The organism is Kribbella sp. NPDC050459, assembly GCF_040655315.1.
Classification (GTDB): domain Bacteria; phylum Actinomycetota; class Actinomycetes; order Propionibacteriales; family Kribbellaceae; genus Kribbella.
Window position 1 is genome coordinate 293,903 of the sequence record NZ_JBFAJQ010000003.1, and the last position, 12,777, is coordinate 306,679.

Below are 12,777 nucleotides of genomic sequence, written 5' to 3' on the forward strand. Positions count from 1 at the left end.
ACGCCTGGGGGAAGCTTGGCCATACGAACGTCCACCGACCTGCAACTGGGTCGGCAGGTCCGCGCTACACATGCCCTCGGGGCTCTCCAACTGCTGCTCGCCGTCGCCGCGTCGGTGGTCGGCACCCTGCTCAGCGGCTTCTTCGACATCGGGCGTCCGGGCACGCTGATCGGCGCTGGGATCGCACCGTTGGTGACTGCGGTCTTCACGACCCGGGGCAGTGGAGTCGCTCGGAGCATCGGCATCGGCGTACTCACGACGCTGGCACTGCTCATCACCGTCAGCGGCTTCACGATCTCCGACGTGCTGCGCGACGGCAAGTCTCCGGTCGCGAGCCGCGAGGGCACGTTCTGGAAACCTCCGCTGCCGGGGCCGTCCTCGAAGACGTCCGGGTTGTCGGTACCGGAGCAGGTCACGTGCCCGGCAACCGAGGTGCACCACACCGCCGACTGCCGTTTCGGCGTGAAGCCCGCCGGCAGTTCGACCGTCAGCGTGAACGGCGCGGCGCTCGACGGCCGCGACCAGGACGACTTCCGCATCACGAAGCAGTGCAAAGGCACTCTCAAACCCGGGACCGCCTGTTCCATCCGGCTGAAGTTCACCCCGTCCGCCGCGGGTGACCGCGAAGCCGAAGTCACCGTGCGGTTCGGGAGCGGGAGCACAGTGGTCGAGCTTGTGGGCAAGGGCGTCGACGGAGCGAACGGCTGCCGCGACGGGTTCGAACCGCGGCGTGCGACCGAGTCCGACACCGTCTGCGTGACGCCTGACGAGAAGGCAGCGGTACTGCAGCAGAACCAAGCGCACCAGGACGAGCATCGCGATCGCGGCGACGGTTACTGCGTCGACGGCTTCGTCTGGCGCGAAGCCACCTCGGCAGACCACATCTGCGTCACGCCGGCCCAGCGAACCGAAGCCGCACAGCAGAACGCGCAGAATTCCGAACGCTCAGCAGGTTAGGCGTTCTCGGCGAGGATCACCGCGAACGCCTCCACCACGGAGTCGACGTGGTGATCCGCGACCGGCGGATCGGCGGCGTGCTGGTTCCCGACGCGGATGGTTCGCAGGCCAGCCGCGATCCCACCCGCGACGTCGTACGCCGGGTGGTCGCCCACCATCCATCCGCCGTCGAGCTCGACGCCCGCGCCGGCCGCCGCTCGCTCGAAGATCTCCCGCTGCGGTTTGCGTACGCCGACCGCGGCCGAGATGCAGCAGTAGTCGACGGCCTGAGCGATCCCGGTGTGCTGCAACTTGCCTGTCTGCTGCACCACGGTCCCGTTCGTCACCACGGCGAGGCGCCACCCGGCCGCCCGCAGCCGCGCCAGTCCGTCCAGCACCGCGGGCTCCACCCAGGTGAACAACGGATGCTCCCGGTCGTACTCCTCCACCGAGATCGCCACGCCGAACCGCTCCGCGAACCCGGCGAACAACTCCGGCCGTGGGCGGAACCCGCCGTTGTCATGAGCAACCAGCCACTCGACCGCGTCGCTCCCCAACCCGGCGCGCGCCACGAACCACCGGGCCCACGCCAGGAACGCGCCGTCCCGATCGATCAGCGTGTTGTCGAGATCGAAGCAGACCAGGGCCACGGCGTCAGACGTCGATGCGGTTCTCGTCGAGCTCGTAGGCGCCCTGCACGAGGAACTCCTTGCGCGGGGCCACGTCGTTGCCCATCAACAGGTCGAAGACCTGGGCGGCGCCCTCGGCGTCGTCGACGGTGATCCGGCGCAGGGTGCGGTGCCGCGGGTCCATGGTGGTTTCGGCCAGCTGGTCGGCGTCCATCTCACCGAGACCCTTGTATCGCTGCGGCGGCTCCTTCCAGCGGACGCCCTTCTTCATCAGCTCGGCCGTCTTCCGCTGGTACTCCGCGTCGCTGTAGGTGTACAGGTACTTGTCCTGACCCTTCTTCGGGTTCGTCAGCTCGAACCGGTGCAGCGGCGGGACGGCGGTGTAGACCCGCCCGGCCTCCACCAGCGGCCGCATGTACCGGAAGAACAGCGTCGCGAGCAGGCACCGGATGTGTGCGCCGTCGGAGTCGGCGTCCGCCATGAAGATGATCTTCCCGTAGCGCGCCTGCTCGAGGTCGAACGTCCGCCCCGACCCGGCGCCGACCACCTGGATGATCGACGCGCACTCGGCGTTCTTCAGCATGTCGCCGACGGACGCCTTCTGCACGTTCAGGATCTTGCCGCGGATCGGCAGCAGCGCCTGGAACTCCGAGCTGCGCGCCAGCTTCGCCGTACCGAGCGCCGAATCACCCTCGACGATGAACAGCTCGGACCGGTCGACGTCGTTGCTGCGGCAGTCCGCGAGCTTGGCCGGCAGCGCCGACGACTCCAGCGCGGTCTTGCGCCGCTGCAGCTCGCGGTGCTGACGCGCGGCCACCCGTGTCCGGGACGCGGCGACGATCTTCTCCAGCACCGCGCGGGCCTGCGCCTTGTGCTCGCGTTTGGTCGAGGTCAGGAACGACTCGAGCTCGGTCTGCACGACCTTCGCGACGATCCGCGAGGCCGCCGGCGTGCCCAGCACTTCCTTCGTCTGCCCGTCGAACTGCGGCTCGGCCAGCCGCACCGTGACGACCGCGGTCAGACCCTCGAGGACGTCGTCCTTGATGATCTCCTCGCCGCTCTTCAGCAGCCGCGTGCCGTCGAGCGCGCTCGTGAAACTCTTCGACAGCGCCCGCTCGAAGCCGTTGACGTGGGTGCCGCCCTTGGGCGTCGCGACGATGTTCACGAACGAGCGCAGCTCGGTCTCGTACCCGTCGCCCCAGCGCACCGCGACATCGACGTCGAGGTCCCGCTCGACGTCGGTCGGGGTCATGTGGCCGGCATCGTCGAGCATCGGCACGGTCTCGGTGAAGTGGCCGGTCCCGGTCAACCGGACGACGTCGGTCACCTTCTGGTCGGTGGCCAGGAACTCGCAGAACTCCGAGATGCCGCCGTCGTGCTTGAACTTCTCCTCGGTGACCTCGTCGCCGCGCTCGTCGCGGATCACCAGCTCCAGGCCCGGCACCAGGAACGAGGTCTGCCGCGCGCGGGTGACCAGCTCGTCGTAGTTGAAGGTCGCGTCCTTGGTGAAGATCTGCCGGTCCGCCCAGTACCGGATCCGGGTGCCGGTGACGCCCCTCTTGGCCCGGCCGGCCTTCCGCAGGCCCTTGGCCGGCGTGAACGACGCGTTCGCCCCGTCGCCGTCGAACTCGCCGGCCACGCCGCGCCGGAACGAAGTGGTCCAGACCGTGCCGCCGCGGTCCACCTCGACGTCCAGCCGCGCGGACAGCGCGTTCACCACCGAGGCGCCGACGCCGTGCAGACCGCCGGACGCGTTGTACGACCCGCCGCCGAACTTGCCGCCGGCGTGCAGCTTGGTGAAGACGACCTCGACACCGCTGAGCTTGGTCTTCGGCTCGACGTCGACCGGGATGCCGCGCGCCCGGTCGATCACCTCGACCGAACCGTCCTGGTGCAGCACGACGTCGATCCGCTCGCCGTGCCCGGCCAGGGCCTCGTCGACGGCGTTGTCGATGATCTCCCACAGGCAGTGCATCAGGCCGCGACTGTCGGTCGACCCGATGTACATCCCCGGCCGCTTCCGGACCGCCTCGAGACCTTCGAGGACGAGCAGGTGGCGGGCGTTGTACGTCGGGTCGATCTCGGTACTGCGAGGCGTCGGGGCGGCCACAGGGCTCCTTCACTGGTTCACACGCTGACGCGTACAGCCTATGCGGCCGCACCCCCAAAACGCCGCAGGCATGCCCTCCGGTGACATGCGGCCGGGTACCGGAGGTACGTGTCGCGGCAGGTATCGATCCGGACTCTTTTCGAAGTGGCGTACGACACTCCGATCCCGAGCAGACGGTGACGGCTCCATGGCGCACAGTGAGAGAAGAAGCACTGCTCCTGCGTGACTCACCAGAAATCCGCCACTACCCGAAACGATTCCGCGTCAGCAAGCGTCATACGAGGACAGGTGGTTCGTCTCACATACGGACACGTTGTCCCCACCGGGAAGCGATCCGCATGTCAGGATGTTGCTATCTGGTGAGTACGGAACTAGATGAGATGAGGCCTCAATGACTACAGCACTCGCCCCGAGTTCGGCCCTGTCGGCCGCGGATCGTTGTGACCGCTGCGGTGCGCAGGCCTACGTCCGAGTCACCCTGACCAGCGGTGGGGAGCTGCTCTTCTGCGCCCACCACAGCCGGGAGCACTCGGAGAAGCTGCGCGACATCGCTATCACGATCCACGACGAGACCGGCCGGCTCGACGCCACCCCCGCGATCGCCACTGAAGACGAGCGGTGACCCACAGGCTGTTCTAAACGCGCCAACGGCGGCGCCAAAGTCAGACAGGCTTCGATGGCGGTTCACCCGGAAGGGTGACCGCCATCCTTTTGTGCGCGAACAGTCCCTTACACAACAGGTACTCCGGGGCCGGGGCCGTGCCGCCGCAATTCCTGCCAGGCCCGCGACAGCCTGCCGACCGCGTCCTCGAGGACCTGCTCCGAGTAGGCGAACGGCACCCGCAGGTAGTCGTCGTGCGCACCCGACGGATCCATCGCCTGTCCGGCGACCACCTCCACCCCGTGCCGCAGCGCCACCTGCGCGAAGACCCGCGCGTCGGTGTCCGGCAGGCGGATCCACAGCGCCGATCCACCGGTCGGCAGCGACCACTCCCACTCCGGTAGCCGCTCGGTCAGCAGCTCCCCCATCAGCTTCTTCCGCGTGGTCGCGACCCGCGCCCGGGCCGCGGTCAGCTCGCCGAGCCGCGGCAGCAGCCTGGCCGTCAGCGCCTGGTCGATGACCGGACTGCCGAGGTCGGCCAGCGCCTTGTGCCGGGCCAGCCGCTCGGCGACCGGCCGCGACGCCCGGATCCAGCCGATCCGCAGCCCGCCCCAGACCGCCTTCGACACCGATCCGATCGTCAGGACCTCCGCGTCGTCCGGCGCGTACGCGGCGAGCGGCGGCGGGATGTCCGGGCCCGCCGGGTCCCAGGCCGAGTACGCGTTGTCCTCGACCACCACGACGCCGTGCCGCGCGGCCAGCTCGGCGACCTGCCGGCGTCGGTTCGCCGACATCAGCCGGCCGGTCGGGTTGTGGAACGTCGGCATCACGAACAGCATCGCCGGCTGGTGCTCCGCGAACGCGGCCGCCAGCAGGTCGGGCCGGATCCCGGCGTCGTCCAGCGGTACGCCGGCCACCCGCCCGCCCGCCGCGCCGAACAGGTCGAAGCACCCCGGCCAGCTCGGCTGCTCGATGGCCACCGCGGCACCCGTCCGCAGGTACATCTGCGTCACCAGCGCGATCGCCTGATGCGCGCCGGTCGTCACCACGATCTCGTCCGCCGACGTCGGCAGTCCGGACTCGGTGAAGTGCTCCGCGATCCGCTCGCGCAGCACAGGCAGGCCGCGGGGGTGATAGCCGACGTCGCCGAGCAGGTCCGGCAGGTCGGTGGACGCCAGATCGATCAGCTCCGACGCCAGCTCGGGCAGCCCGGGGTCCACGGCGTACGTGAGCGAGATGACCTCGCCCGGCCCGACCGTGATCCGGTGGAACAGCGACTCGCCGTACCCGGCCGGCATCCGCTTGTCCGCTCGTGAACGGCCACGACCTGCCGCGCGTGCGACCGTCGTACCGCTGCCTTGCCGGCTCTCGACCAGGCCGCGGGCGCGCAGTTCGTCGTACGCCGCGACGACCGTGGAGCGGCTGATCGCCAGCGCGTCGGCCAGCCGCCGCTCGGCCGGGAGCCGGGCCCCGACCGGAAGCTCGGCGGAGCCGATCAGCGCGGCGATCTCGTCGGCGAGCCGCCGGTACAGGCCGCCGCTGCGGCCGCTCAGCCGGTGGCCGATCAGGTCAGCCAGCGCGGACGGGTCTCCAGAACGGTCCACTTCTCCTCGGATTGGCTCGGGTGGACTGCTTCCGACGCCGCCAGGCTAGTACGGCAACGCAGTCCAGTTCGAGGAGAAGACGATGGGGATCGGTCAGCTGGCGGGATTCGCGGGCGCGACGGCGGTGCTGGTCGGGATGCCCGGGCCGAACAATCTGTACATCTCGCTGCGCAGCATCACCCAGGGCCGCCGGGCCGGTGTCGTCTCGGCCCTCGCGATCGAGACCGGCACGCTGGTCTACATCGTCGTCACCGCGCTCGGCCTCGCGACGCTCGTGCGGACGTCGCCGACGCTGTTCGCCGCGATCACCGTCGCGGGCGCGCTCTACCTGGCCTACCTCGGCCTCAAGATGCTCAAGGCGTCGGCCGGCGAGCACTCGGCCGGCCTCGAGGTGGCGCCGCTCGGGCGCGTGTTCCGGGACGGTGTCGTGGTGAACCTGCTCAATCCGAAGGCCGCGCTGTTCTTCCTCGCGTTCCTTCCGCAGTTCGCGACCCGCGGCGCCGGCGGAGACCAGCTGCGCAGCGAGCTGTTGCTGCTCGGCGTCGGCGCGCTGCTGATCGGTCTGGTCTTCGACCTTTGCTACGCGGTGGGCGCCGACGCCATCGGTCGGCGCTTCCGCTCGGTCCGTACGACGAGCCGCTGGCGAAACCTGACCGTTGCGGCGATCTACCTGGGCCTGTCGGCGTTCGCGCTGATCACTGCCCTCTGACGACGGTCGCCTCGCCGCCCTCCCACCGCACGGACAGCCGCTCGCCGCCGACCAGCAGTCCGTCGAGCTCGAGCTTGTCCCACGGCACCGACTCCGCCGGGTTGACCGCGAGCGTGCCGCCCGGGACGTCGGGCTCGATACCGAGCGCGGCCACGAGCACCGCGACCGCCGAGGCCGCGGCCCACGCCTGCGGGCGGCACGAGAGCGGATACGGCGTCGGCGTGCTCTCCTCACTCGTCCCGCGGCCGCCATACAGCTCCGGCAGGCGGTACCCGAACGCCTCGGCGGCGCGCACCAGCCCTTCGACGTACGACGACGCCACCTCGGACTGCCCGCTCGCGAACAGGCCTTGCACCGTCATGGCGGTGTCGTGCGGCCACACGCTGCCGGTGTGATAGCCGAGCGGGTTGAAGCGAGTCATTGCCGTCGACAACGTTCGCAACCCGAAGCCGCTGTTCAGGTCGGCGCCGGCGAGGATGTCGGCGACCGTCTGCTCCTCGTCCGCGTCGAGCAGTCCGGTGCCGAGCAGGTGGCCCATGTTCGACGCGCGGCCGATGACCGGGTTCTTCGCACCGTCGAGGGCGATCGCGGGGTAGCCGTCGACCCAGAAGGCGGCGCGGAAGCGCTCCTGCAGCGCGGCTGCCCAGGCCCGCCACTCGTCGCCGGACTCACCGTGCGCCTCGAGCAGCTCGGCGCCCTTGATCGCGGCCGCGTACGCGTATCCCTGGACCTCGCACAGCGCGATCGGCGCGACCGCCAGCGTCCCGTCGGGCCACTGCACCGCGTCGTTCGAGTCCTTCCAGCCCTGGTTCGCCAGACCGTGCCCCGACTCGTCGATGTACTCGAGGAAGCCGTCGCCGTCCGGGTCGGCGTATTCCTTCATCCAGGCGAGGGCGCGCCGGAGGTTCGGCAGCAGGTCACGGACCTCGTCGGCGGGCATGCCCCAGCGCCACGCCTTGTGCAACGTCATGACCCACAGCTGGGTCGCGTCGTGCGTGCCGTAGTACACCGGCGGGAGGACGAGTCCGCCGCCGTGATCCGCGACCTCGGCGCGCAGCTCGTGCGGGATCTTGCCCGGCTGTTCCGCGGACCCGGCGTCGACCTTCGTGCCCTGCCTGGCGGCCATCGCGCGCAGCGTGCCCGCGGCGAGCGTGGGATCGACCGGAATCATCATGCCGGACGAGATCAGCGAGTCGCGGCCGAAGAGCGTCAGGTACCAGGGCGGGCCGGCGCCGAGGTAGCGGTCGTCGTCCGCGGCCAGTTGCAGTGCGCGAACGTCGTCCAGTGACCGGTCGAGCCAGCGCCCGACGCGCTTGTCGTCACAGCGGACGCTGACGTCGTACGGCGCGCGCTCGGCCGGCGGCTCGATCGAGAAGCCGGTGTTCGACTTCGGGAAGTCCGCGGTCACGCGCAGGGTGATCGTGAACTCCTCCCCCGGCTCGACATGCGGCGTCGCCGAGACCCCCGGGTCGGCGGTGACCACGACGCGGGTGTCGTCGTTCTCCCAGCGCGTCCGCTCTGGACCGTCAGGAAGCGGCGCGAGCTGCGGCAGGGTCGTGGCCGCGCCGCTGCGCACCGCGGCGGTTCCCGCGAGATCGGTGCCGAGGGCAACGTCCAGGCGACAGTCGACGGCCGCCCGGGAGCGGTTGACGAGCGTGATCCGCTCGGTCATGCCCGTGGAGTCGACGATGCGGGTCCGGTAGAGCATCACGGTCGGGTCGTGCCGGGTGTCGCCGAGGCCCTCGAGCATCGCGACGTACTGATGGGTGGCCGCGTCCTGCTCGTCGACGTGCACCGGGAGCGGCTCGTGCCCGTCGACTGTCACGCTCAGCCGGGACAGGATCCGGCGGTCCCGGGCGTACACGCCCTCGGCGCCGGATCCGGTGAGCTGCCCGGAGCGCGGCGACAGCACCACCCACGGAGCGGCGAGCGCGGTGACCAGTTCATGCAGTGGGGACGACATGTCTCCACCCTAAACGGCGCCGCGATGCGGTTAAGTAGGACTGTGGAGACTGGCGTGAACCTTCTGGTCGGCATCGCGATCTTCGTCGGGATCGCGGGCATCGTCGTGCCGATCCTGCCCGGGGCGATCCTCAGCCTCGCCGCGATCCTGGTGTGGGCGATCGTCGAGCACAGCGCGACCGGGTGGGTGGTGTTCGCGATCGCCGCGGTGCTGATCGGTGCCAGTCAGGTGGTCAAGTACGTCGTACCGGAGCGCCGGCTCCGGGAGGCCGGCGTACCGCGGCGGTCGATGGTCGTCGGGGTGCTGCTCGGTATCGTCGGGTTCTTCGTGATCCCGGTGGTCGGCATGTTCGTCGGCTTCCCGATCGGCGTGTACCTGTCCGAGCTCCAGCGTCAGCGCACGCACGCGGCCGCGTGGACCTCCACCAAACACGCCCTGCGCCAGACCGGCGTCTCGATCCTCATCGAGCTCATCGGCACATCGCTCGCCGCGGCTGTGTGGCTGGCCGCGGTCCTGTTCGTCGTCTGAACTGCCAGGGACTTTCCAGTCCCGCCGCAGCGCCGTCCAAGGTCCGCCACGAACGGTGGAGGGACCAGCGCCGGACACCTCCCGGCGCGCAACGGAAGGCACTGCAGTATGGCGTTGCATCAGAAGCTCATCGACAACCGCTGGCGGGCGGCCGGCACGATCGCCGCCGTCGCGGCGACCACTGTCGGTGGCGGCGTCGCGTTCGCGGCCACCGGGGACAACACCCCGGCACCCTCGACAGCACCTTCAGACGGTTCGTCCAACGGAACCCAGAAGGCGCCCGATCACGACAGGGGCCCGCGGGACGGCCTGTTCGGTGCGTTGCACGGCGAGTTCGTCGTCCAGAAGGACGGCGGCGGGTACCAGACGGTCGCCACGCAGTCCGGCTCGGTCACGGCGGTCAGCAGCACGTCGATCACCGTGAAGAGCACCGACGGGTACACCCGGACGTACGTCGTCAACGCGGACACCAAGGTGAACCGTGACGGCAAGATCGCCGACATCAAGACCGGCGAGACCGTGCGGATCCGGGCCGTCGTGTCCGGGGACACCGCGACCGCGAGCTCGATCGACGACGGCAGCAACCGCCCGGCCCCGCCGGACGGCGCCAAGCCCGGCACGTCGAAGTAGTCCGTCCACACGGTGAGGGCCGGTTGCGGCCGGTCCTCACCGCAGGCGACCTCTAGGGTCAGGTCGTCCACGCACCGTTCTTAGGTGATTGCCAGCTTCTTCTTAGGCCTGTCGGAGGTTGGTCCAAGCTGGGTCGGCCATTGTGAGAAGCACCAGTGCCGGGTGACGTCCCGGCACGCAGTACGGAAGGCACAGCAGGATGAAGCTCTCACAGAAGCGGTGGCGGCTGCTCGGCACCGTCGCCGCCGTGGCCGTGACCACCACTGCCGGCGGGGTCGCCTGGGCGGCCAGCAACGCAGACCCGACGCCGTCGCCGTCGGCCTCCCCGTCCAGCCCGTCGACGCCGGGTCAGCAGAAGCCGGGCGGACCGGGCAAGGGCGGCTTCGGGCACGGCGAGTTCGGGCTGGGCGGCGCGCTGCACGGCGAGTTCGTCGTACCGAAGGACGGCGGCGGGTACCAGACGGTCGCGACGCAGCGTGGCGAGGTGACCGCGGTCAGCAAGGAGTCGATCACCGTCAAGAGCGAGGACGGCTACAGCCGGACCTACACGCTGACCGAGGACACGCTGGTCAACGCCGCCCGCGACGGCATCGACGACGTGAAGACCGGGAACACCGTGCGAGTCACCGCCGTGGTCACCGACGGCAAGGCGACCGCAAGCTCGGTCAACGACGGCACCGTCCGCGACGCGGCCGGTCAGAAGTGGGGCTTCAAGCACGGCCCGCGCTGATTCACGTCGCGGACGACTCACAGCTGATTGCCAGGAACCTTCCAGGCTTCGCACGGTTCCCGGCGGCACACTGAGAGCATGAGTCCGCATCTGCTGGTCGTCGACGACGAACCGAACATCGTCGAGCTGCTCTCCGCGAGTCTGCGTTTCGCCGGGTACGACGTGACCACGGCGACGCACGGCGCGGAGGCGCTGCGCAAGGCCCGGGACGTGGAGCCGGACCTGGTGGTGCTCGACGTGATGATGCCCGGGCTGGACGGGTTCGAGGTCGTACGCCGGCTGCGCGGTGAGGACCGGCATGTGCCGGTGCTGTTCCTCACCGCCCGGGACGCGGTCGAGGACAAGGTCCTCGGGCTGCAGACGGGTGGGGACGACTACGTCACCAAGCCTTTCAGCCTCGACGAGCTGGTCGCCCGGGTGCGCGCGCTGCTGCGCCGGTCCGGTCATCGCGAACAGACCGCGACCGAGGCCGCCGTACTGCGCTATGCGGACCTGGAGCTCAACGAGGACAGCTACGAGGTGTTCAAGTCCGGCCAGGCGGTGCAGCTGTCGCTGACCGAGTTCAAGTTGCTGCGGTGCCTGCTGGAGAACGCTGAGCGCGTGATGTCGAAGGGACAGATCCTGTCCGCGGTCTGGAACTACGACTTCGCCGGGGACGCCGGCGTGGTCGAGTCGTACATGTCGTACCTGCGCCGTAAGGTCGACACCGGCGACCAGAAGCTGCTCCACACCGTCCGCGGGGTCGGCTACGTCCTGCGTACCCCTCGAGGCCCCAACTGATGGAACTGAACCACCGGCGGTTCGCCGACCGGTACCCGCTGCGCGTCACGATCGTCGTCGTCCTGCTGACGCTCGTCGCACTCGCGCTCGTCGCGTCCGGGGTCCTGGCGACCACAATCATGCGCGGCTACCTGCTCGACCGCGTCGACGACCAGCTCCGGCAGGCCGCGATGCCGCTGTCGCACGTCGCGACGGACCGGCGTCCCGTGCCGCGCCCCGGCGGCGGACCGGGACCGCGACAGCTGCCAAGTGAGTTCGTCGTGCAGTTCAACGACTCCGAGGGCACGAGCGACAAGGGCCCGGTCGGTTCCCGGCTCGCCGAGGCCGAGCCGCTGCCCAAGCTGCCGACGCTCAACCTGAACCAGGTCCGCGCACTCGACGGGAAGTCGTTCGAGGTCGACGCCGAGTCCGGCGGGGCGACCTGGCGGGTGCTCGCGGTGCCGACCGAGGACGAGCAGGGCTCGGTCATGGTGGCGCAGAGCCTGAAGGACATCGACCACACCATCCAGCGGCTGATCGGCATCCAGGCCGCGGCCGGCGTGATCCTGCTCGTGCTGCTGGCCGGCGTCGGGACGTACGTCGTACGGCGAAGTCTGCGCGGGCTCGAGGACGTCGAGCACACCGCGGTCGCGATCGCCGGCGGGGACCTGAGCCGCCGGGTCCCGCAGCGGGATCCGCGGACCGAGGTCGGGCGGCTGTCGCTCGCGCTGAACCAGATGCTCGGACAGATCGAGACCGCGTTCGCGCAGCGTACGGCGTCCGAGTTCGCCGCGCGCCGGAGCGAGGACGCGGCCAGGCAATCGGAGGAGGCCGCCCGGCAGTCCGAGGACCGGATGCGGCGGTTCGTCGCCGACGCATCGCATGAGCTGCGCACGCCGTTGACGTCGATCCGCGGGTTCGCCGAGTTGTCCCGGCACCGCGGTGACGTGACGGACCCGGACACGATGCGCCGGATCGAGGACGAGGCGAAACGGATGGGGCTGCTCGTCGACGACCTGCTGCTGCTGGCACGCCTCGACCAGCAGCGCCCGCTGCGCGCGGAGTCCGTCGACCTGCTCCCGATCGCGGCCGACGCCCTGCACAACGCGCAAGCTGTGCAGCCCGACCGCCACATCTCGCTGACGATCCTGCCCGACTCGGAGGCGCCAGTTGTCTCCGGTGACGAGGCTCGACTGCGGCAGGTGCTCGGCAACCTGGTCAGCAACGCCCTCCACCACACCCCCGTCGACGCACCCGTCACCGTCTCCGTCGGCACCCGCGGCACCGAAGCCATCCTCGAAGTCACCGACACCGGCCCAGGCCTGACCGACGAACAAAAGGCCCGCATCTTCGAACGCTTCTACCGAGTAGACACCGCCCGAACCCGCTCCACCGGCGGCTCCGGCCTGGGCCTGTCCATAGTCGCCGCCTTGGTTGCCGCCCACAACGGCCACGTAACCGTCACCGACACGACTCCCCACGGTGCAACCTTCACCGTCCACCTCCCCCTCAGCACCTAACCCGACCCACGCTCGACTGGTAGATCCGACCCACTCTCGCTACGCGGCCGCTACTTCG

Annotated in this window: 12 protein-coding genes; 8 read left to right on the forward strand and 4 right to left on the reverse strand. The window is 70.0% G+C overall.

The genetic code is table 11. The features are described 5' to 3' along the window. The first annotated feature begins 15 nt into the window (after positions 1-15). A complete protein-coding gene (locus AB0I12_RS12560; RefSeq protein WP_359928496.1) occupies positions 16-957 on the forward strand; it encodes a hypothetical protein in 942 nt (313 codons plus the stop codon). On the opposite strand, the gene AB0I12_RS12565 is transcribed toward AB0I12_RS12560, so the two are convergent. Next, entirely contained in the window at positions 954-1,586 is a 633-nt protein-coding gene (locus AB0I12_RS12565; protein ID WP_359928499.1) for an HAD family hydrolase, read from the reverse strand. The two genes, AB0I12_RS12560 and AB0I12_RS12565, sit on opposite strands and share 4 nt — an antisense overlap. A 4-nt stretch (positions 1,587-1,590) precedes the next feature. Beyond that, positions 1,591-3,675, reverse strand: a complete 2,085-nt coding sequence (locus tag AB0I12_RS12570; protein WP_359928502.1) for a DNA topoisomerase IV subunit B — start codon at positions 3,673-3,675, stop codon at positions 1,591-1,593. A gap of 391 nt (positions 3,676-4,066) precedes the next feature. Here AB0I12_RS12570 and AB0I12_RS12575 point away from each other — a divergent pair, with 391 nt between their 5' ends. After that, on the forward strand, positions 4,067-4,297 hold the full coding sequence (locus tag AB0I12_RS12575) for a hypothetical protein (RefSeq protein WP_355700620.1): 231 nt from the start codon (positions 4,067-4,069) through the stop codon (positions 4,295-4,297). Between the two features lie 107 nt (positions 4,298-4,404). Here AB0I12_RS12575 and AB0I12_RS12580 read toward each other — a convergent pair whose 3' ends face one another. Next, positions 4,405-5,880, reverse strand: a complete 1,476-nt coding sequence (locus AB0I12_RS12580; RefSeq protein ID WP_359928504.1) for a PLP-dependent aminotransferase family protein — start codon at positions 5,878-5,880, stop codon at positions 4,405-4,407. An 82-nt stretch (positions 5,881-5,962) separates the two neighbouring features. Here AB0I12_RS12580 and AB0I12_RS12585 point away from each other — a divergent pair, with 82 nt between their 5' ends. Continuing rightward, on the forward strand, positions 5,963-6,589 hold the full coding sequence (locus AB0I12_RS12585) for a LysE family translocator (protein WP_359928507.1): 627 nt from the start codon (positions 5,963-5,965) through the stop codon (positions 6,587-6,589). Here the strand turns inward: AB0I12_RS12585 and AB0I12_RS12590 are convergent. Further along, complete coding sequence (locus tag AB0I12_RS12590; RefSeq protein ID WP_359928509.1) at positions 6,576-8,552, reverse strand: glycogen debranching N-terminal domain-containing protein; 1,977 nt, start codon at positions 8,550-8,552, stop codon at positions 6,576-6,578. The genes AB0I12_RS12585 and AB0I12_RS12590 overlap by 14 nt on opposite strands. A 54-nt stretch (positions 8,553-8,606) precedes the next feature. Here AB0I12_RS12590 and AB0I12_RS12595 point away from each other — a divergent pair, with 54 nt between their 5' ends. The 5 genes from AB0I12_RS12595 (at position 8,607) to AB0I12_RS12615 (ending at position 12,719) form a co-directional block, all read left to right on the forward strand. Continuing rightward, complete coding sequence (locus AB0I12_RS12595) at positions 8,607-9,080, forward strand: DUF456 domain-containing protein (RefSeq protein WP_359928512.1); 474 nt, start codon at positions 8,607-8,609, stop codon at positions 9,078-9,080. A 108-nt stretch (positions 9,081-9,188) separates the two neighbouring features. Beyond that, positions 9,189-9,710, forward strand: coding sequence for a hypothetical protein (locus AB0I12_RS12600; RefSeq protein WP_359928515.1), 522 nt, complete (start codon positions 9,189-9,191; stop codon positions 9,708-9,710). A 199-nt stretch (positions 9,711-9,909) separates the two neighbouring features. Next, a complete protein-coding gene (locus tag AB0I12_RS12605; protein ID WP_359928517.1) occupies positions 9,910-10,440 on the forward strand; it encodes a hypothetical protein in 531 nt (176 codons plus the stop codon). Positions 10,441-10,518: 78 nt separating this feature from the next. Continuing rightward, the gene (locus AB0I12_RS12610; protein WP_355481297.1) at positions 10,519-11,220 is read left to right on the forward strand and encodes a response regulator transcription factor; all 702 of its coding nucleotides are present in this window, start codon (positions 10,519-10,521) and stop codon (positions 11,218-11,220) included. Beyond that, entirely contained in the window at positions 11,220-12,719 is a 1,500-nt protein-coding gene (locus AB0I12_RS12615; RefSeq protein WP_359928520.1) for a HAMP domain-containing sensor histidine kinase, read from the forward strand. Before AB0I12_RS12610 ends, AB0I12_RS12615 begins: the two co-directional genes overlap by 1 nt. The last annotated feature ends 58 nt before the right edge of the window (positions 12,720-12,777 follow it).

What these genes read in the sequence shown, in the direction of transcription:
- AB0I12_RS12575 (WP_355700620.1), top strand. Translation starts at nt 4,067, where the DNA reads ATGACTACAGCACTCGCCCCGAGTTCGGCCCTGTCGGCCGCGGATCGT.
- AB0I12_RS12585 (WP_359928507.1), top strand. Translation starts at nt 5,963, where the DNA reads ATGGGGATCGGTCAGCTGGCGGGATTCGCGGGCGCGACGGCGGTGCTG.
- AB0I12_RS12590 (WP_359928509.1), bottom strand. Translation starts at nt 8,552, where the DNA reads ATGTCGTCCCCACTGCATGAACTGGTCACCGCGCTCGCCGCTCCGTGG.
- AB0I12_RS12600 (WP_359928515.1), top strand. Translation starts at nt 9,189, where the DNA reads ATGGCGTTGCATCAGAAGCTCATCGACAACCGCTGGCGGGCGGCCGGC.
- AB0I12_RS12605 (WP_359928517.1), top strand. Translation starts at nt 9,910, where the DNA reads ATGAAGCTCTCACAGAAGCGGTGGCGGCTGCTCGGCACCGTCGCCGCC.
- AB0I12_RS12610 (WP_355481297.1), top strand. Translation starts at nt 10,519, where the DNA reads ATGAGTCCGCATCTGCTGGTCGTCGACGACGAACCGAACATCGTCGAG.
- AB0I12_RS12615 (WP_359928520.1), top strand. Translation starts at nt 11,220, where the DNA reads ATGGAACTGAACCACCGGCGGTTCGCCGACCGGTACCCGCTGCGCGTC.